The sequence below is a fragment of the Bacillota bacterium genome (genome assembly GCA_012837285.1).
Taxonomy (GTDB): Bacteria; Bacillota; DTU030; order DUMP01; family DUMP01; genus DUNI01.
In genome coordinates, this window is sequence record DURJ01000068.1 from 1 (window position 1) to 18,944 (window position 18,944).

Annotated in this window: 19 protein-coding genes and 2 riboswitches; of the genes, 1 reads left to right on the forward strand and 18 read right to left on the reverse strand. The window is 53.8% G+C overall.

Translation table 11 applies throughout. The features are described from left to right. The 17 genes from GX016_03925 to trkA form a co-directional block, all read right to left on the reverse strand. Positions 1-740, reverse strand: a 740-nt coding sequence (locus tag GX016_03925) for a hypothetical protein (protein HHT70706.1), incomplete at its 3' end; no start/stop codon positions are given. 27 nt (positions 741-767) lie between these two features. Beyond that, on the reverse strand, positions 768-1,892 hold the full coding sequence (locus tag GX016_03930) for an ABC transporter substrate-binding protein (protein ID HHT70707.1): 1,125 nt from the start codon (positions 1,890-1,892) through the stop codon (positions 768-770). Positions 1,893-1,925: 33 nt separating this feature from the next. Continuing rightward, entirely contained in the window at positions 1,926-2,735 is an 810-nt protein-coding gene (locus GX016_03935; GenBank protein ID HHT70708.1) for an ABC transporter ATP-binding protein, read from the reverse strand. Between the two features lie 2 nt (positions 2,736-2,737). Continuing rightward, a complete protein-coding gene (locus GX016_03940) occupies positions 2,738-3,751 on the reverse strand; it encodes an iron ABC transporter permease (protein HHT70709.1) in 1,014 nt (337 codons plus the stop codon). A 27-nt stretch (positions 3,752-3,778) separates the two neighbouring features. Next, the gene (locus GX016_03945; protein HHT70710.1) at positions 3,779-4,582 is read right to left on the reverse strand and encodes an Ig-like domain-containing protein; all 804 of its coding nucleotides are present in this window, start codon (positions 4,580-4,582) and stop codon (positions 3,779-3,781) included. A gap of 303 nt (positions 4,583-4,885) precedes the next feature. After that, a complete protein-coding gene (locus tag GX016_03950) occupies positions 4,886-5,860 on the reverse strand; it encodes a hypothetical protein (GenBank protein HHT70711.1) in 975 nt (324 codons plus the stop codon). 29 nt (positions 5,861-5,889) lie between these two features. Further along, a complete protein-coding gene (locus tag GX016_03955; GenBank protein ID HHT70712.1) occupies positions 5,890-6,603 on the reverse strand; it encodes an ATP-binding cassette domain-containing protein in 714 nt (237 codons plus the stop codon). Then, the gene (locus tag GX016_03960) at positions 6,600-7,298 is read right to left on the reverse strand and encodes an ABC transporter permease (protein HHT70713.1); all 699 of its coding nucleotides are present in this window, start codon (positions 7,296-7,298) and stop codon (positions 6,600-6,602) included. The genes GX016_03955 and GX016_03960 overlap by 4 nt, the downstream gene beginning before the upstream one ends. A gap of 115 nt (positions 7,299-7,413) precedes the next feature. Next, entirely contained in the window at positions 7,414-8,247 is an 834-nt protein-coding gene (locus tag GX016_03965; protein HHT70714.1) for a tungsten ABC transporter substrate-binding protein, read from the reverse strand. A 118-nt stretch (positions 8,248-8,365) separates the two neighbouring features. Further along, a riboswitch (molybdenum cofactor riboswitch) is annotated at positions 8,366-8,481 on the reverse strand. Between the two features lie 51 nt (positions 8,482-8,532). Continuing rightward, positions 8,533-9,384: an MOSC domain-containing protein gene (locus GX016_03970; GenBank protein ID HHT70715.1), complete on the reverse strand. Its 852-nt coding sequence runs from the start codon at positions 9,382-9,384 to the stop codon at positions 8,533-8,535. Between the two features lie 74 nt (positions 9,385-9,458). Then, positions 9,459-9,956: a cyclic pyranopterin monophosphate synthase MoaC gene (gene moaC / locus GX016_03975; protein ID HHT70716.1), complete on the reverse strand. Its 498-nt coding sequence runs from the start codon at positions 9,954-9,956 to the stop codon at positions 9,459-9,461. A 2-nt stretch (positions 9,957-9,958) separates the two neighbouring features. Beyond that, complete coding sequence (moaA, locus tag GX016_03980) at positions 9,959-10,930, reverse strand: GTP 3',8-cyclase MoaA (protein HHT70717.1); 972 nt, start codon at positions 10,928-10,930, stop codon at positions 9,959-9,961. Between the two features lie 29 nt (positions 10,931-10,959). Beyond that, a complete protein-coding gene (locus tag GX016_03985; GenBank protein HHT70718.1) occupies positions 10,960-12,870 on the reverse strand; it encodes a molybdopterin biosynthesis protein in 1,911 nt (636 codons plus the stop codon). Continuing rightward, the gene (locus GX016_03990; protein ID HHT70719.1) at positions 12,867-14,099 is read right to left on the reverse strand and encodes a molybdopterin molybdotransferase MoeA; all 1,233 of its coding nucleotides are present in this window, start codon (positions 14,097-14,099) and stop codon (positions 12,867-12,869) included. Before GX016_03990 ends, GX016_03985 begins: the two co-directional genes overlap by 4 nt. A 14-nt stretch (positions 14,100-14,113) precedes the next feature. Further along, on the reverse strand, positions 14,114-14,338 hold the full coding sequence (locus GX016_03995; protein HHT70720.1) for a hypothetical protein: 225 nt from the start codon (positions 14,336-14,338) through the stop codon (positions 14,114-14,116). Positions 14,339-14,342: 4 nt separating this feature from the next. Continuing rightward, positions 14,343-14,456: riboswitch (molybdenum cofactor riboswitch) on the reverse strand. Between the two features lie 56 nt (positions 14,457-14,512). After that, positions 14,513-15,958, reverse strand: coding sequence for a TrkH family potassium uptake protein (locus tag GX016_04000; protein HHT70721.1), 1,446 nt, complete (start codon positions 15,956-15,958; stop codon positions 14,513-14,515). Continuing rightward, a complete protein-coding gene (gene trkA / locus GX016_04005; protein HHT70722.1) occupies positions 15,909-17,306 on the reverse strand; it encodes a Trk system potassium transporter TrkA in 1,398 nt (465 codons plus the stop codon). The genes GX016_04000 and trkA overlap by 50 nt, the downstream gene beginning before the upstream one ends. Positions 17,307-17,513: 207 nt before the next feature. Here trkA and GX016_04010 point away from each other — a divergent pair, with 207 nt between their 5' ends. Continuing rightward, positions 17,514-18,602 (forward strand): DUF362 domain-containing protein, encoded by a 1,089-nt coding sequence (locus GX016_04010; GenBank protein HHT70723.1) that lies wholly within the window; start codon positions 17,514-17,516, stop codon positions 18,600-18,602. A gap of 95 nt (positions 18,603-18,697) precedes the next feature. On the opposite strand, the gene GX016_04015 is transcribed toward GX016_04010, so the two are convergent. Continuing rightward, positions 18,698-18,944, reverse strand: a 247-nt coding sequence (locus GX016_04015) for a hypothetical protein (protein HHT70724.1), incomplete at its 5' end; no start/stop codon positions are given.

The following is an 18,944-nucleotide window of genomic DNA, read 5'->3' on the forward strand; positions in this document are numbered from 1 at the left end:
AATCTTCGCAGTTCTTCTTTGATACAGGTGCGCCATCGGGCCCGGTTTATGGCAGGATCTGCCGAGGCTACCAAGAGCACACGGCGGTGATCCAGCAACACGGTCTTTACTTTCTCGCCTAGCTCTACAGTCTCTTCATCCTGTATCGGTGTGCCATTTAATTGGCGCACTGAGTCCACCTGCGGGTGGCTAAGAAGCTCAGCCACGGTGAGAATCTTACCGGCCTCGCCCTGGTAGATTTTGCCCCGGATCCGGCCGTCGTTGCCGGTAAGGCGCAGGCCCACCCCGGCCAGGGCGCCGATAACTCCCTGGCCGGTGCCGCCGTGTTCGGACAGATGAATCCCCAGCTCCCGCGCCAGAGAGTAGGCGTCGTCCTTGGTAAGGACTTCTTTCTTGGCTCGGCGGCCGAAGGCTATCAGACGCTCCGGCTGCTTTATCCATTCCAGCACTGCTACAGTGAGGCCGGGATCGGAACCCACTTCGCTTTCCTTTACCAAGAAAGCAGCGGCGTACTCGATTAAATCCTGCAAGCGATCCGGCTGCAGCCGCATAGTAAAGCACATAGCGCTGTTATGGGAAGTATAGGGGATGTCGGGATGCACATGGAGCTGGTGCCGACTAATAAATGTACACTTCCCCCAACCCATCTGCTCGATCTCTTCTATAAATTGGGCTACCAAATGACCGGTACCCCTGCTGCCTAAAACATCGGTATCGTCGATACACACCAAAGTCTGCATTATGTACTGCCCTCCCCGCTCGAATCCTTAGCCTTTGGTTTCCCGCATGCCTTCGCCGCTAAGGATGTCTTGCACCAGTTCGTCGCTGAGTTCGTAGTTGAAAAACTCCTGGAAGAACTCCTTGGTTTCGGCGGCCATGTCCACATCGGTAAATCGTTCAGGGTACAAACGCTGGGCCGTCCACAAAATAGCCAGCGGCGTCTCCAACGAAGAATGGTGTCCCCAGCGCGAGATGCCGATGGGTAGCTGCCACACCTTTTCAGCTTTCACCGCCTGCAGCGGAGCCCATTGTTCGTGAGACAGAATGTAACCTGCCACACCCGGCTCGTTACAGATGATAACTTCGGGATCCCACAACATGATCTGTTCCAGGTTAGCATAGTAATCGCCTTCGTATAGCTTCAAATCCTGACCTACCGATACGTTGATGGCTCCTGCCACCTGGATCCAATCGGCCGGCAAGGTCCCTTGGGCATCGGTCCGCAAGGCTTCGTTAACGGAGTGATAGAGCCGAATCCGCGTCTCCGGCGGGATATCGGCTAATCTAGCGGTAACCGTCTCCACAATCCGGCGGTAATAATCGTTGTAGGCTTGGGCCTTATCCTGAACCCCCAGCGCCTGTCCCATCATGTTCAGGGCATACTGCTGCCGGTCGATATCGGCATAATCCACTACCAGGAACGGCAGGCCGGTCTTTTTCATTTTCGCCATTTCGGCTTCGTTGGCGGCGGTATCGCTTCTTACAAACACCAGATCGGGATCTGTATTCAGCAGCTCTTCTATATTGATGATACCGCTGCTTTTGGGCACCGGAAGATCTTTTATGTGGGGATACATGTTAGTCAGCAAGACATCTCGCTGCATACCTCCTACCACTGCCACCACCCGATCTCCCAGGCCAAACATGGCCATGGCATGCCCCGACTCAGGACACAAACAGGCCACGCGCTCTATTTGAGCCGGAACTTGTACTTGCCGCCCCACACAATCGGTTACAGTTATGACATCCTGCTTATCCGGCTGGGCCGGAGTGCCGGTGTTTTCCAGCCGGTTGCTACAGCCGGCTGTTAGCAGCAGCGCTAGGATCAATAGCGAAATCATGAACCGGCTGGCCAGACGAAAATTGGAACTTCGGTCCTCAATTTTCCTCATGGAATCTCCCCTCAAATTTAAAATCCTGTTGCCTTAGGCCACGGTATTAATCGGCACCACTTGTCTTAACTCGGTATCTTTGTTCAGCCGACACGAAACGATTTTGGTATTAACACTATATAGCCGCCGTAGGTTCTCCTCGGTTAATACCTGAGAAGGCTGACCTACAGCTAAGAAATTGGCTTCTTTCATCAGAGCTACCTGCGTGGGAATGCCGCTGTTTTCAAAATAGAAGCTGTGGTTGGGAAAATGAGTGGCCATAAGTACTGACAGCCCGGTTTCACGTACCAGCTTTACCACTATTTCCATAATGGTAAGTTCGTGTTTGTAATCCAGGTGGGCTGTGGGCTCATCCATCACCATCAGCGGTGTTTTCTGCGTCAGCGCCCGGGCAATCATTACCAGTTGCACTTCGCCGCCGCTAAGCTCGGTGTAGCGTCGCTGTTTCAGTCCTTCGATCCCCACCGACTGCAACGCTTGTTGGGCCACCTCTACGTCCTCGCCGGTGGGGGAATCGAAAAGCCCAATATAGGCAGCCCGCCCCATGAGGACCATATCCAGAACTGTGTAGGGAAAGGCTTTTTCATGGTGCTGCGGCACATAGGCCACCTGCTGCGCTACCTGCTCTCGGGCCAGATTTCGGATATCGGTACCGTTTAATACTATTTCTCCTTGATACGGCCTCTGTAAACCCAGTACACAATCCAGCAGCGTGGTCTTGCCACAGCCGTTGGGGCCCAACAAACAAAACACTTCCCCTGGCCCAATGGCAAAGCTGATGTCTCTAAATATATCCGGTTGTTGATACTTAAAAGAAATGCTGTTAGCCTCCACCAGTGCCACCGTCACCAGCCACCCCCTTTGGTTTTCTTGAGTAAATAGACAAAAAAGGGGCCGCCCACCAGGGCGGTTAAGATGCCCAGAGGAATTTCTGAACCGGTAAGAACCCGCCCCAAATCGTCCACCAACACCAAAAACCCGGCACCTAAAGAAAAGCTGGCCGGGATTAGTACCCGGTTGTCGTTGCCTACCAGCATGCGGGCGATATGGGGTATCACCAACCCCACCCAGCCGATGATACCGCTTACGCAAACGGCACCGGCGGTGGCCAAAGTGGCACCGGCAATCACTATTCCCTTACTTACTGTGGTGTTAATTCCCAGAGCTTGGGCTTCTTTATCCCCCATGGACAGCACATTGATGCGCCACCTTACCGCCAACAGAGCGGCTATACCAGTTAACATAGGAATCCCGGCAATCATGAGGTCCCGGTAACGGGCCGTAGCCAGACTTCCCATGAGCCAAAAGACAATGGCCGGCAGTTGGTTGGTGGGATCGGCCACGTATTTGGCCATGGAAATCAAGGCCGAAAATACCGATGACACAATCACTCCGCCCAGAACCAGCATAATAGTGGGGGTGGTGCGGTAAATCCTGCCCACTAAGTAGCTGAGCATAACCGCCAAAGCCCCGAAGGCAAAGGCAAACAGATATACCGGTGCTGTGGTGTTAAATAATAGTATCGCTAGCGCGGCCCCGAACCCAGCACCGGAACTTACCCCTAAAATGCCGGCGCTAACCAAAGGATTGCGAAACAATCCCTGAAAAGCAGCGCCGCTGACAGCTAGGCTCCCGCCCACCATGGCTCCCAATAAAACTCGGGGCAACCGGATATCCCAAACGACTGCTTGTACCGTATCCGGTAGAAAGCAGTCGTTGCCCATCAGCTTGCATCGTAGCACGTGGGCTGCTTCGGCCGGCAATACCGGGTAGCGGCCGATGAACAGTGAAAACAAGATGATGGCTAACGGCAGAATAATAAGTGTAAGAATAATAACAGGCTTGGCAGTTGATTTCATCATCAATATTCCTTCTTGGGCAGCCACTTACTGTGCCCGGTATTTTTTATAGCTGCGGTATCCAATCCAGCACAGTGCCGCCAGTGTTATTACCAAGGGTACAGCGGTGCTGTTCTTGTTGGCTTTTTCCGCAGCGGACTCAGTATCGGCTTCGGTATCAGCCGGCTCGGCCGTATCTGCTTCACCTGTAGCCGGAGCTTCTTCCGTGGGGGGTTCTGGTTCCGCCGCTGGTTGCTCCATCGGGGTTTCGTCCGCTACCGGCTCGGAACTTACTGGCATGTCGCCTGGGTCGCGGCCCGAAGTCTCGCCGGCAGGAGCAGCAGGTGCTGTTGCAGTGGCAGGGGCTGCACCTGCCGTGGTGAAAGTAACCGTTGCCTCTGTGCCTAAAGTAGTACCGTTCTTAGCTCGCAAAGCAGGTGCCACTTTTACAGTGTAGGCCGTACCGGCAGCCAGCTCTTGCTGCGGCTTTAACACTATATCTCTACGTTTTTCTGGCTCCATCTGATCGTCGGCCATGATCACTTCCAGCGGGACAGCGGTACCGTCCTCAGCATAAAGGGCAAAGCACTGTTTGTTATCGTCACACACAGTCATGTGGACCACATTTTTGTTAAAGGAAAGTTTGATTTCCCCCGTAAGGTGGACGTCTTGCTCACCATGAGCTGGGCTGGATTGAACCAGACTCAGCGGGTTACCCTTGCCCCCGCCGGAGCCGTCGCCACTGCCGGTGCTGGCCTTAGCCAAGGGAGCTGCCGCAACGTTAAGGAGCAGCAGTAGGCAAAATCCCAAGGCTACTATTTTCTTGTTGGGGAACTTGAACCTGGAATTCATCTTCTATCACCCATTTGAGCTGTTTTGGAAAACCCAAGCCAATCGCGGGCGGGCACAGAGACCATCCTTCGGATGCAGGCCGCCCCTACGCGAAGGCCTGTTCCCCCATGTTGTTAAGGCACAAGGTTGCGAGGCCCAATCCTCAAAGCGTAGCTTAGCCCTCATTCAAAGGAGCGAGGCGAACGAGGGAAAACCGCCGATGCATGTTTGAGCCCCGAAGGGGCGAGTTCAGAGGCGGCCCGAGTGAGCTGAGCTCGTTCGTTCTAAGGGGCGCCGCGTAGCGTGAGGATGGGCCCGTAACGGCTACTTGTTGCGTAATTGCAACGCCCGGTACACTATAACCGCTGCTTCTGCTTTGGTTGCATTGGCTTTGGGCAAGAAGGTATTGTCGGGAAGCCCTTGGAGAATATCGTTAGCGCTGGCCAGTTGTACTGATTCCTGGGCCCAGTCGGCAATCTCATCGGCATCGGCAAATTCCTTCCCTTCCACCGGACCCTCCAGCTTCGCGGCCCTAACGATCATCGCTGCTATCTGCTCCCGGGTAATGAGGTCTTCGGGACCGAAGTTCCCGTTATCATAACCTTCGACTATGCCCCGGCCGGCAGCAACAGCAACATAATCCTTGGCCCAATGGTCGGCTGTATCTGGAAACTCCTTAATTTCAGCGTTCTTCCACTGATAGCCCTTCACCAACATAGCCGCAAATTCAGCTCTGGTCACATCTTCTTGAGGCTTGAAGTTGCCTTCTTCATCTATGATTAGCACGTCGTCGGCAGCCAATTGTTTTATTATGTCTTGAGCCCAGTGAACCTCTATATCGTTAATAGTTATGTCAACTTTAGGTTCAGAAGCTTCGGGCTCTTCTTCCTTATTTTTTACGCCGGCTGTCTGAGGCTCGAAGCCTTCCACTGCAGTGCCGTCGGCAGCTTTTACCCATAGCTCTTCGTTCTCGCCCTGAACATACTCTACTGTTACTTCTTGATCGGCCTCCACCTTTTGCTCTAAGACCAGCTTAATCTTTTCCGGGGTATTGGTCTCTTCTACCGCTGTTACTTTTACTTCAGCCTCGTCAATTGTGACTTTAAACTGTTCTTCGGCTCCTTCAGCCGGTTCCGCCATTTCCTTGTCGAATGTCAGACTCACATCACCTTTGTTTGTTACTTCCACTATGTTAAGAACCGGTGCCGCTTCAGCAGCCAAAGCAAACGAAGCATTAAGTAGCAGTGCCAATACGACAAGAACTGATACCGCCGTTAATCCACTCTCTTTTCTGATCATGAATCTCATCCTTTCCTTATTGTTGTTTTTTACAAATTGATTCCCTTAGTAAGTCCGCCCCAGATTTCATGAGCGGCAATCTCCTGGGGTGTTCCCTCTGCCCGGATCCTCCCCTGATCCAAGACCACAGCTCGGCTGGCCAGAGCCAACACTTCCTGGAAATCATGGGTTACCAACACAGCTGTAGTCCCGGTACCGGTGAGCACGGACTTAAATTCACTTACCAGCGACGTTCGTGAGATAACATCGATGGAAGCAAACGGCTCGTCCAAAAGAAGCACCTTCGGCTCCAAGGCAAAAGCCCGGGCCAAACTCACCCGCTGCGCTTCGCCACCGGACAAGGTCAGGGCATTTTGATTGGCCAAGTGATCCACACCAAAGCGCTTCAGCCAGGCAAGGGCTTTTTCTTCGGCCCCTGGTTTCTGGCCCCGCAGCTTCAAGCCTAAGGCGGCGTTCTCCAGTACAGTGCTGTCTAACAGCAAAGGGTCTTGAAATACCACCGCCAGCTGGCGGCGTACCGCCAAAGCATTTCTCTTGGTGACTTTCTCCGTGGCAAAAAACAGTTCCCCCCGATCCGGCGGTGCCAAACAGGCCAAAATTGTAAGCAACGTGCTCTTACCGGCACCGTTGGGACCAATGAGCGCCACCACTTCTTGGGGCTGGATAGCAAAATCGTCCACCTGCAGACTGAAGCGGCGGCCGCGTCTTACCACAATGTTCTTTACTTTAAGTACCGGGGTCAAGCCTGCCGCCTCCTCTGCTGCAACACTGTGAGAAGGTAAGTAATGCTGTAGGAAATCAGAAGTAGTACAAAGCTTAGGGCCAGAGCCAGGGAAAAATTTCCTTTATTTACTTCCAGTACGATGGAGGTGGTGAGCACCCGGCTGTACCACCGCACATTGCCCCCGACCGCCATGGAGGCTCCCACTTCGGCGATCACCCGGCCAAAACCGGCCATGACTGCGGCCAACACACCCAGCCGTACTTCGCGCAGAATCAACCACCAAAACTGCAGCGGCGAGGCCCCCAGAGCCAAAATCTGTAACCGCAGCTTAGGCGAGAGCTGTTGAACGGCACTCATGGTAAGTCCGGCCACTAAGGGCAAGGCAATAATGGACTGGGCGATAACCATGGCTGTGGGTGTGTACATAAGGCCGAGAAAGCCAAGCGGTCCTCGGCGCCACAAAAATAAAGCCACCCATAGGCCCACCACTGTAGGCGGCAGACCCATGCCGGCATTCACCGCTCCCACTAGAAATTCCCGGCCCCTGAAGCGGGACACAGCGAAATACAAACCCAGAGGCACGCCCAACACTAAACTCACCAGCGTAGCTGTGCCCGACACCTTTAGGGTAAGCAGGGCAATGGAAAGCACTTCTTTGTCGCCTCTCATCAGCAATTGAAAAGCCTGGACAAAGCCTTGTACAATAAAATCCATGGTAAAACCACCTAGGTAGCATTTTCTAAAAAAGCAAAACACAGGCCAAGGGACAGGGCTTATGATCGTCCTGTCCCTCTACATCTATGTCTTGGCTATGGACCTTGGCCCGCTATTACCACTTGTCCGGCTTGCCGGCATCGGGGAAGAACAGCGGCGAACCGAACTTATCCACCCCAAATTCACCGATAATGGCCTGGGTTTCGTCCGCCACCATGAATTCCACAAAAGCCTTGGCGCCGTCGGCATTGATCTTATCGAACTTCTCTGGGTTAACCTGCATCACGTGATAAACATTAAGTAAGGCATCGTCGCCTTCAAACAGGATCTCCAAATCTAAGGTGTCTTTCAGGGCCAAGTACGTACCCCGGTCAGTAAGGGCATAGGCACCTTTTTCCGAAGCGATCTTTAAAGTATCGGCCATGCCGCTCCCGGCCTCAATATACCAATCACCTGCCGGCTCTATTTCCAAGCCCTTCCAGATACCCTTTTCCATCTTATGGGTACCGGAATCATCGCCGCGGGAAACAAATCCGGCCTCACTGTCAACTAAAGCTTCAAACGCATCGCCAACAGCTTCCAGATCTTTCAATGCTGCTGGGTCGTCTGCCGGACCCACAATGATGAAATCGTTGTGCATAACCAACTGGCGGTTGATGACATCGCCGGCGGCTTCTTTTTCTTTTTCTGCTGCCGGTGCGTGCACCAACAGAACATCGGCTTCACCCAGGCTGGCCATCTCCAGAGCTTTACCGGTACCCACGGCTACTGTCTTGACCAAATAGCCGGTTTGTTCTTCAAAGATAGGGATCAACTCGTCCAGCAGTCCGCTGTCTTGGGTGCTGGTGGTGGTGGATAAAATAAGATCCTTCACAGCCGGTTCCGGTGGGCCTTCCTGGGCCGGCTCCGGCTCGGCCTTAGGTCCGCAAGCAGTCAAAGTGATAGCCATTAACGCTGTTAGTAATAAAGCTAAAAACCTTTTCCCTCTCAAGTTTTTCCTCTCCTCGATTCAAATTACCCCTGCTCGCACCTCCTTCTCGCCATCTGCCTCCAGCTCCGGGGCTAAAAAGCTGGGGCCTACATCTTCTTTCCACAATGGGAGGCTAAGCCGTTTCCAACTTAACCCTATCGCCCTGACACCGTAGCTTCGCTTTAGGTTGGCAGGGTCGAAGATTGTGTGCGCCGGCGGGCATAATGCCCTACCGGCTGCACAGGTTGGCAGCCAGTTATTATTCTATTGCGGTGCTAATCCGCACTCAGCACCGCGTCCAGTCAGGATCTCCAGTGCATGAGGTAGCGCCGGTAGAATAACAGCTAAGTTTTCGTCCACCGCTCGCGGGCTACCGGGAAGATTAATGATAAGGGTTTGTCCGCGCACCCCGGCTACAGCCCGCGACAGCAGGGCGTGCGGCGTTTTCTCAAACCCTTGGGCTCGCATGGCTTCGGTAAAACCCGGTACCAACCGGTCCACCACAGCTAAGGTGGCTTCCGGTGTTACGTCCCGGGGCGATAAGCCGGTTCCACCGGTGGTGAAAACTATATCTACGGCACACTCGTCGGCCAAGCGTACCAGTTCACAGCTAATAGTATTTTGATCATCGGGCACCACTGTATAAGAAACCACTGGGCCCAACGAAGCAGTCAGGGACCGAATAACCTGGGCGCTCTTATCTTTTCGCTCGCCGCGGGCACCTTTGTCGCTGGCGGTTACAATAGCTAAGCGGTAACCCGGTTCCACCACAATGGCATCACCGCGTTTGACTTTACCGCCCAGGAGCACCCGGGTAAAAATACCTTCCCGCGGCATAATGCAGTCTCCTACTTGCTGGTAGATCGCACAACCATGGTGGCACTTTTTCCCGATTTGGGTCACTTCCAGCAGGGCTTCGTCCCCGACTCGCAGCCTGGTACCGATAGGTAACGTCGGTAGATCCAAACCCTCGGTGGTCAGATTCTCACCGAAATCGCCTGGGACCAGCTTCAGTCCCTTGGCAATCATTTTGTCTACGCTTTCTTGAGCCAGCAGGCTCACCTGGCGATGCCAAGGACCGGCGTGGGCATCACCTTTAAGACCATGCCCGGCCATTAAAACACCTTCGTCTTGTTCTTTCTTGGCCACGCCTTTGTCCGAACTGAGGCAAACGGCTCTAACATATCCCCTTACCTCTGCCACGGTTGTTCCCCCTCACGTACAAAACTGCCGCTCTTGCCGCCTGATTTGTGCACCAGACGAATATTGTCGATGACCATATCTTTGTCCACTGCTTTACACATATCGTAAATGGTAAGGGCTGCCACACTGACGGCTGTGAGGGCTTCCATCTCAGCTCCGGTCTGGCCGCTGAGGCTCACCTGGGCTTCAATCTCCACTCGGCTCTGCTCGCCATTCAGTCGTAGCCGCACCTCCACCGACCCCAGATTAAGGGGATGACACAAGGGAATAAGGTAGGGCGTATTCTTGGCGGCCATAATGCCGGCAATGCGCGCTGAAGCCAGGACATCTCCTTTAGGAACCCGGCCGGAAGAAATGAGCTTCATGGTTTCCGGGTTCATCTTTACCAAGCCGCGAGCTACGGCCACCCGTTTCGTAGCCAATTTATGACCAACATCTACCATATATGCTTCACCCTGTTGATTCAGATGGGAAAGCTCCATCAAGGCTAGCCCCCTATTTGGCACATAATGCGCTCATGTTCTTCGTACTGCTCCAATTGGTGCTGGGACGGCTTCAGAGCCACGGCCCGCGCGAACAGCGCCTGTAGTTGTTCTTCGCCGGCACCGCAGCGCAGTGCCTCTTTAACATCTACTTCTTGATCTGAAGCTAAGCAGGGTTTGAGTTTTCCGTCGGCGGTCAGGCGCAGCCGGTTGCAGCGCTGGCAAAAACCATGGGATAGGGCTCCGATAAATCCTACTGTACCCAACCCGGCGCTGTAGCGGAACGCCTGCGCCGGTCCGGCGCCCACCACTGTGGTGGGAACAAGCCGCCCTGCCGCCTCCACCTTGGCTTTAACCTCAGCTAAGGGAAGTGCATGCCGCTGAGCCCAGTTCACATCGGCGCCCAAAGGCATAACCTCGATAAACCGCACATGGAGCGGATATTTTAACGTCAGTGCCGCTATGTCGGCAATTTCATCTTCGTTTATCCCTTTCAAGGCCACGGTATTGATTTTCACCGGGTTTAGCCCGGCGGCCAGCGCCGCCTTTATGCCTTTGATAGCGGCCTCCAAGCTGTCACATCTGGTGATAGCGGCAAACCGCTCCGGGCGCAGCGTATCTAAACTGATATTGACCCGGTCCAGCCCGGCAGCTTTAAGCTCCGTAGCTGACGGCGCCAGCAAGGTGCCGTTGGTGGTAAGAGATAATTCTTCAATACCGGGGATTGATTTAAGTTCACGTACTAGGTTGGCTAAACCGGTTCGTACCAGGGGCTCGCCGCCGGTAAGCCGCAGGCGGCGCATACCCAGGTTAGCACCCACCGTAACCAGACGCACGATTTCCTCATAGGAGAGGATCTCCCCGTGGGGCTTATAGGGTACCCCTTCTGCCGGCATGCAATAGACGCAGCGCAAATTGCAGCGGTCGGTTACCGAAATGCGCAAATAGTCGATAGTGCGACCTAAATTGTCGTGCACGGCTCTCCCCCTCTCCCTTGGAATCCAAGCTATGACTCCCACATCAGCTTCCCGCAATCGCTTAGATCGTAGCCACCTAAGGCTTCCACCTGGTCCTTAAACTCCCGGCTTTGAATCACGGCCAAAATGGCCTTAACCCCTGGGTGCTCCAGGAAGTCAGTCATAAGGGCCAGATCGTATCGTTCGGCCCGCCAGGAGATAAAATCCAGGTCCAACGCTCTGGCTGCTGACAGTACACCAAGGCCTACATCGGCAGCACCGCTTTTTACCGCTGCCGCCACTGAGGTGTGGGTATACTCTTCCCGGCTGTAACCTTTGATGCCAGCAGGATCGATGCCCTCTTCCTTTAGCGCCCAATCCAACAGCACCCTGGTACCAGCCCCCCGCTGACGATTGATGAATGTCACCTCCGGCCGGGTTAGATCTGCCAGTTTGTTTATGCCTTTAGGGTTGCCCGGCAACACCATAAGACCCTGCTGGCGGTAAGCCAAATTGATCAGGCACACTTTTTGTCCGGCCAGGTAGCGCTTGAGATACGAAATGTTGTACTGGCCGGTGTCCGGATCAAGGAGATGAGTACCGCAAAGATGGCATTCACCCCGGCGCAAGGCCAGCAGGCCTCCCAAGCTGCCCACGTGAGCCGAGGACAGAGTGTGCTTGGGATACTTCTCACGCAGCAAATTAGCAATGATATCTAAGGTAAGATCGTGGCTGCCAATGGCCACCACGGTATTTCTAATCACGCTTTCCGGCTTAAGCAGCCGCACCTGGACCTCGGTTCCACCCTTAATCCCTTCGCTTTGGCGCGGAATCACCACCAGGCCGTCAGCTCGTACCATAGTGGTGGTAAGGGCCGCTCCCCGCGGTAAGGGGGTAGCCACCAGTTGACCGCCTACCGGGCCCAGCTTGACCCGAACAAACTCGTCCATCCCCAACGCTGACGCCACTGTACGAGCCAGACGTGCCGTGACCTGGCGCGGTTCCTCAGGCCCTAATCCCAGCAGACCTTCCAGCAAGGGCTTCAAGTACAGCTCCAGCGCCAGCAGAGCCGACCCTGGATATCCCGGTACGCCCATAGCCGGTTTCCCTTTGACATGGCCCAATATAACCGGTTTTCCCGGACGCGTGGCCACACCATGAACAAATACCTCTCCCAGCTCAGCAATGACCCGGGAACTGAAGTCCTCGGAACCGGCTGAAGATCCGGCCCCCAGGAGGACAATATCTGCTTTCTCGGCCGCCAAGGCGGCTTGGGCCTTGATCCAGTGATAATCATCAGGGGTAATTGGATAAACAACGGCCTGCCCACCCCATTCGCGCACCTGGGCGGCAAACATGGTGGAATTAAACTCAATAATCTCTCCCGGGGCCGGAGTCTCGGTGGGTGGCACCAGTTCGGTGCCGGTGGGAATAATGGCTACCCGGGGTCGTTGATGCACAGTAATCTCGGTCACCCCGCCGGCCAAAATAGCGCCCAGATCCACCGGCCGCAGCCGGTGATTGGCCGGTAGAATCAGCTCTGTTTGTACCATATCTTCGCCCAAAAGGCGTACATGTTCCCACGGGCTCACAGCGGCAATAATCTCCACTTCGCCGGTAGGCAGTTCATGCAAATCTTCCACCATAATCACGGCATTGGTTCCCGGGGGCAAGGGATCGCCGGTATCTACCCAGAAAGCCTCTTCCCCCAGAACTAATCTAATTGGATTCGTTTCGGCGGCACCGAAGGTCTTTTCGGCCACCACCGCCACACCGTCCATGGCCGCAGCATGATAATGGGGCGCCGACAACCGGGCAAATATCGGTTTGGCTGTCACCCTGCCGGCTCCATCCGCTACCGATATGATCTCTTGCGGGCTAAAGTGTCCGGCAAAGAAGCGCAGAAACTTCCCTTGGGCCTCTTCCAGGGGTATGTCTTCCAAGTAGACATTGCGTTTCATAACAGGTAGACCTCCACTTCAGCTCCGGCCAAAAGTCCTTCGTTCTCAGGTGGAATAATTATTGTGCCCTGGGCTTCAACCAAGGTGCTGATCAGCCCTGATTTTCCTAACACCGGTTCCGCTGCCAGCCCATTTTCTTCTTCCAAAAGACGCACCCGTACGTGGTCCTCCCGGCCAGGAGCCGACGCCAGATTACGAGTCAGCCGGGCCCGAAGGCTCGGTTTAGGTACCAGCACCAGCCCCAGCAGCCGCTCTATAGCCGGCCGTACAAATAAGTCAAAAGTGCTGAGCGCTGATACCGGGTGCCCCGGCAGACCAAAAACAGGTTTACCCTGACAAACAGCTATCAGCAGTGGTTTTCCCGGGCGCAGTGCCACCCCGTGTACCAACACGCCTGGCGGCCCCAACTGGGCCAACACTTTGGCAGCCACATCCCGGGCTCCCACTGAACTGCCACCTGATAAAATCACTAAATCAGAGCCCGCCAATCCGTCTATGACCTTATGGTGAACGTCTTCAAATTCATCCCGGGCCAAGCCCAAATATACCGGTTTACCGCCAGCTGCTTGAACAGCCGCCCCTAAAGAGTAGCTGTTGATATCGCGAATCTGACCCGGTGCCGGCACCGCTGCCGGCGGTACAATCTCGTCCCCGGTGGAGATAATCCCCACTTTAGGTGCCTGCCGTACCAACACACGAGTCTTGCCCACAGCGGCTAAGGATCCGATATCGGCCGGCCGCAGAAGATGTCCTGCCGGTATCAATTGGGTTCCCTGCCGGATATCTTCACCCCGGCGAATCACATTCTCCCCCGGAGCTACCGGCTTCACCACCGCCACGGTGCGTTCATCCACAGCTTCGCTATGCTCCACCATAACTACGGCATCGGCTCCCAGAGGCAACATGCCGCCGGTGGCAATCCGTCCAGTCTCACCCACAGCTAGCTTGCTCTCGGTTGCTTGTCCCATGCGAATATCGTCCACTATGTCCAGGAAAGCAGGCAACCCCTCACTGGCGCCGAAAGTATCGGCGGCCCGAACGGCAAACCCGTCCACGGTAGAACGGTCAAAAGGGGGTACGTCTTCGGAAGCAAGCACAGCCTTAGCTAAGATACGGCCTAAGGCACGGGAAAAGTCTACCTCTTCTCCCGGCATAAGTTGCGGTTGCCAGTTAATCATTAGCTGGGCCGCAGCCTCCGAGACTGTGAGCACGTCAAAGAATACATCCAAATTGCTACCGCTCCTTAGAAACAACCTAACTGACAAGCCATGATCTTAATCTTCAAGTCGTTAGCTGCTTGTCCGATTGCTCTTGGTTTGACGCCGAGTTTATCGGCTAGGGCAAAAGCTTGAGCACAAGAGAGCCGTCCTTCTGGGGCCAGCTTCTTTACCTCTTGCTCGATCTGTTCTTTCTTAATTGCATCCACTTTGCCAATCCCTCCTTTAGAATAGAGAAAGGCTGCCCTCATGGCAACCTCGGTCAATTGAGCTCCTTTCCATGAGGGAGGCAGACTAGTTTCCCCATCTACCCTGACGGCCGTAGGCCATGGCTATCTTTAGGCCCATCGGCTCGGAGCATATTATCTTTTCACCATAGCACGCCACTATTTCGACGTGGGCTTAGACGATTCCTGCTTGCAACTCTAGGCCCTCCGCCAAAAATTAGGCAGCAGCAAAGCTATGATAGGGTAGATTTCCAGCCTGCCCAGCAACATGCAGACAGACAGCAGCAACTTGGTCAAAGTAGTCAAATTGGCATAGGTTGTGGTCGGTCCAACTAGGCCGAAACCAGGGCCGACGTTTCCTAACGTAGCTGCCACGGCCGAAGCGCTGCTTGGTATATCCATACCCTGGGTCAATAATAACATAGACACAACCACAAAGATAGTAATATAAAAAAGTGTAAACACCAACACATCGTCTATGGTCTCTTCCGACACCGGCGAATCGCCCAGGACAATGGGGAGCACGGCTTTAGGATGAATCAGCCGGGTGAGTTTGCGTTTCACAGCTTTAAGAACAAGCAAAACACGGATCTGTTTAAGGGCACCGCCGGTGGAACCGGCACAGCCACCCATGAACATCAACAGAAATAACACCATCTTACTCAGTTCCGGCCACTTCCCATAGTCTGCCGTGACAAACCCGGTGGTAGTAACCATGGACACCACTTGAAAGAAAGAATCGCGGATAATCTTGCCTAGCTGCCCTTGGTACAACGAGGCAATGTTCACTGCTATCAGAAGTGACGCCACCAGCACGGTTCCGCAATAAAACCTAAATTCCCCATCTTTCAATAGCGTCCCCAGTTTGCGGTGAATCACACCGTAATATAAAGAAAAGTTCACCCCCGCTGCAAACATAAACAAGGCGATGATCCACTCCCCGTATGGACTGCGAAACGCAGCCACACTGGCATTGCGGGTGGAAAAACCGCCGGTCCCCATGGTGGCAAAGGTGTGGGTCACCGCATCGAACCAGGACCAGCCGGTAAGTTTTAGAGCGGCAATTTGCACAATTGTAAGAGCCAAGTAGATCCCGTACAAGAGCTTGGCTGTCTGATCCACTCTGGATACTAGTTTGGCCGGTGCCGGACCGGGGCTTTCGGCCTGAAAAATTCGCATGGTGCCCAGACCCAACGCCGGTAACACAGCTAACGTAAAAACGATGATTCCCATACCGCCCAGCCAATGGGTAAGGGAGCGCCAAAACAAGATCCCCTGCGGCTGAATTTCAATATTCGCCATCACTGTGGCGCCGGTGGTAGTAAAGCCGGATACGGTTTCAAAAAAAGCATCCACTGCCGACGGCAGCGAACCGGCCAAAACAAAAGGCAGCGAGCCGAACACCGACGCCAGCAGCCAACCCAAAGCTACAATAAGAAAAGCTTCTCGGTAGCGAACCACCTTGCCGCTGGACTTAAACCGAAGTCCGCCTAATCCGGCGGCGGCTGTAAGCAAAATCGAAACCGAAAACGCCATGATATCCGGGCCACCGCTATAGAGCGCCACTCCCAGCGGAAGCAGCATCGACCCGGCTTCAATTACTAACAGAAACCCAAGAACTCTTAATACTATCCCATAATCCATGTCCCGTCTTCCTCTCGTCGCCGCCAAAGAGCTCTCTAATCCGCTCTATTTCCTCAAATTGAGTGAGCACGATCACCCGATCGTGGGCTTGAATTATATCGCTGCCATGAGGGATAATGATCTCTCCCTTATGGACAATGGTAGTAATGATAGCTTCTTTGGGAAAGTCAAGATCCTTAATCATCCGGCCCACCAGGGCCGACGAGCGGCTAATGGAAAACTCCATCACCTCTGCCTGCCCGCCCAAGAGCAAAATTAGCGACACCACCTCGCCACCGCGCACCAACCGCAGGACTTCACCCAAGGTAATCAGCCCCGGTGTTACCACTGAATCGATCCCAATTTCTTCTGCTATCGAAGCGTAGCCCTTGCGGTTTACCTTGGCTACTGCTTTCTTGACCCCTAGCTTCTTAGCCAACAAGGAAACCACCATGTTTTCCTCGTCTATGCCGGTCAAAGCCATAAAAGCATCGGTTCTAGCGATATCTTCCGACAGCAACAGCTCCATGTCGGTACCGTCACCGTGAACCACCAAGGTAGATGGCAACTCCAGCGACAAAGCTGTGGCCCGGGCAGCGTCCTTTTCAATGATTTTCACCCTTACGCCGGCCGAATGCAGATCCTGAGCCAGGTAATTGGCAATCCTGCTACCACCTACAATCATCGCGGTTTGAATCTTATAGATGGGTTTGCCGGCATAACGGCAAAACTCAGCCACGTTGGGGGCCCGGCCGACAATAAAAATATTATCGCCCACCTGCAGGTAATCGTCGCCCTTGGGGATAATAACGCGCCCTTCGCGAGCAATGGCTGCTATTAGTACGCCGGTAAAATTATACTGCTTAATAGGAAGTCCCACCAACGGATTGTCAGCTGTAACCGAAATCTCCACCATGTGTACTTTTCCCTGAACAAAGGTCTGAATCTGCCGGGCCGGGGCAAAAGAAAGTAGTTGGCTTATCTCCTTTGCCGTGGATAGATCCGGATTAAGAACGTGATCGATACAAAGTTGCTCTTGGCTAACAGCCAAGTCTCTAGTGTATTCCGGAGCTCGTATGCGAGCAATGGTCAACCCGGCACCGAGACTCTTGGCCGACATGCAGGCCAAGATATTACCTTCATCGCTGCCGGTAACGGCTATCACTAGATCTTCCTTATTAAGGCCCAGCCCCTTTAACGGCTCAGCCAGCAATCCATTGCCATGGATGGTGAGAACATCCAGAGTATCGGTGGTTCTCTCGATTACATCACTGTCGCTGTCAATAACAACTAGATCGTATTTTTCTCTGGATAACGCTTCGGCAATTTGATATCCCAGTTTTCCGCTGCCGATGACAATAATCCTCATATAAAATAGTGCCTCCATTTTATCTGCAGCTAAAATTAAACGACATAAACAAACTGGCCAGCCATTTATCTATTACAGGTTATTTCGGGAGCGAAGCTGCAATCCCTGCTTTAAGAATTCTGTCTTAGCTGGATCTGATTTGCTATAATGCCAGTAGACTGCTAAACATTGTACTACCGGTAAGAATAAAAAGAAAGGGGATAAGACATGAACCGGTTGGTGGTAAAGTACGGCAGCGAGCCCAAGAATATGACCCGAGAAGCCCTGGACGCTATTGCCGCTGCTGCTACTATAGACTGTAAGGCCCGGATCGGCATTAAACCCAACTTAGTGGTGGACCGGCCGGCAGCTCTCGGAGCTACCACCTCGGCGGAAGTGGTGGCCGGTATCATTGAATATCTGCAGGACGCCGGTTGCCGGAACATCGTGGTGCTAGAGAGTAGCTCCATCGGGCATAGCACCGCCCGTGCCTTTTCTGTTTGCGGCTATGATAACCTGGCGTCTAGATATGGCGTAAAACTCATGGATCTTAAACACGATAAGGCTACCGCCGTAACTGCCGCCGGCCTTAATTTCACCGTCTGCCAAACCGCCTTGGGTCTCGATTACCTGATTAACGTCCCGGTACTCAAGGCCCATTGCCAGACCAATCTCACTTGTGCCTTGAAGAACCTAAAAGGCTGTATCCCGGACAGAGAAAAACGGCGCTTCCATTCCCTGGGGCTTCACCGTCCCATCGCTGCTTTGAACGTCGCCGTGAAGACTGACCTGGTGGTAGTGGATGGGATGTGTGGCGATCTTACTTTTGAAGAAGGCGGCAACCCCGTCCCCATGAACCGCGTCATCGCCGGCTTTGACCCCGTGCTGGTGGATGCCTATGCCGCCGAACTCATCGGGCTTGACTCTAAGGCCATTGAATACATCACCCTGGCCGAACAGTTCGGCGTAGGAAGTTCCAACCTGGACAAGGCAGAAATCGTCGAGCTCGGAGCCGAGGAGCGGCCGCAAGTGGCCACCTTAGCTTCGCCCTTGGCTCGCCAACTGTCCCAGTATATCGACGCCCGCTCCGCCTGCTCCATCTGCTACGGTAGCCTCGTCCACGCTCTGGCTCGGCTAAAAGAAGAACGGCTTCTAAACCGGCTCCCAGAGAAAATAAAAATCGGCCAAGAATTTCGTGGCCGAAAAGAAAAAGGAATCGGTATCGGCGCCTGCACCGCCGGGCTAAGCTTTAATCTACCCGGCTGCCCGCCTAAGGCTAAAGATATAGTGGAGTTTTTACGGGCTTACGTAAGCTAGTTCTTCCTTTCCTAAAGGTCAGGTGTAGACTTGGACAACGATTATATTAGCTGGAACGCAGGGACGAGTTAGTATAATTGGTTTACACCTGACCCTTAATGGACTGCGTCTACCAAGGCGGTGAATCTCATTTGCCGGTCTCCGATCTGGGTGGTTCCGGAAAAGGCGTATTTGATGTGGTAATGTTCGTTACGGATAACTTGATAGTAACGGGGCCAGTAGACCAACTCTACTTTCTCTATTCGGGAGTAGGCGGCGGCGAAGCGGTCGCCGGGCAGTAAGCCCCAACCTTCATCTAAGGAAATAAGAAAGTCGTTTTGCTGCAATCTCTCCCAGGCTTCC

What these genes read in the sequence shown, in the direction of transcription:
- GX016_03945 (HHT70710.1), bottom strand. Translation starts at nt 4,582, where the DNA reads ATGAATTCCAGGTTCAAGTTCCCCAACAAGAAAATAGTAGCCTTGGGA.
- GX016_03930 (HHT70707.1), bottom strand. Translation starts at nt 1,892, where the DNA reads ATGAGGAAAATTGAGGACCGAAGTTCCAATTTTCGTCTGGCCAGCCGG.
- GX016_04010 (HHT70723.1), top strand. Translation starts at nt 17,514, where the DNA reads ATGAACCGGTTGGTGGTAAAGTACGGCAGCGAGCCCAAGAATATGACC.
- GX016_03965 (HHT70714.1), bottom strand. Translation starts at nt 8,247, where the DNA reads ATGGCTATCACTTTGACTGCTTGCGGACCTAAGGCCGAGCCGGAGCCG.
- trkA (HHT70722.1), bottom strand. Translation starts at nt 17,306, where the DNA reads ATGAGGATTATTGTCATCGGCAGCGGAAAACTGGGATATCAAATTGCC.
- GX016_03995 (HHT70720.1), bottom strand. Translation starts at nt 14,338, where the DNA reads ATGAGGGCAGCCTTTCTCTATTCTAAAGGAGGGATTGGCAAAGTGGAT.
- GX016_03960 (HHT70713.1), bottom strand. Translation starts at nt 7,298, where the DNA reads ATGGATTTTATTGTACAAGGCTTTGTCCAGGCTTTTCAATTGCTGATG.
- GX016_03970 (HHT70715.1), bottom strand. Translation starts at nt 9,384, where the DNA reads ATGGCCGGGCATGGTCTTAAAGGTGATGCCCACGCCGGTCCTTGGCAT.
- GX016_03985 (HHT70718.1), bottom strand. Translation starts at nt 12,870, where the DNA reads ATGAAACGCAATGTCTACTTGGAAGACATACCCCTGGAAGAGGCCCAA.
- GX016_03940 (HHT70709.1), bottom strand. Translation starts at nt 3,751, where the DNA reads ATGAAATCAACTGCCAAGCCTGTTATTATTCTTACACTTATTATTCTG.
- GX016_04000 (HHT70721.1), bottom strand. Translation starts at nt 15,958, where the DNA reads ATGGATTATGGGATAGTATTAAGAGTTCTTGGGTTTCTGTTAGTAATT.
- GX016_03950 (HHT70711.1), bottom strand. Translation starts at nt 5,860, where the DNA reads ATGATCAGAAAAGAGAGTGGATTAACGGCGGTATCAGTTCTTGTCGTA.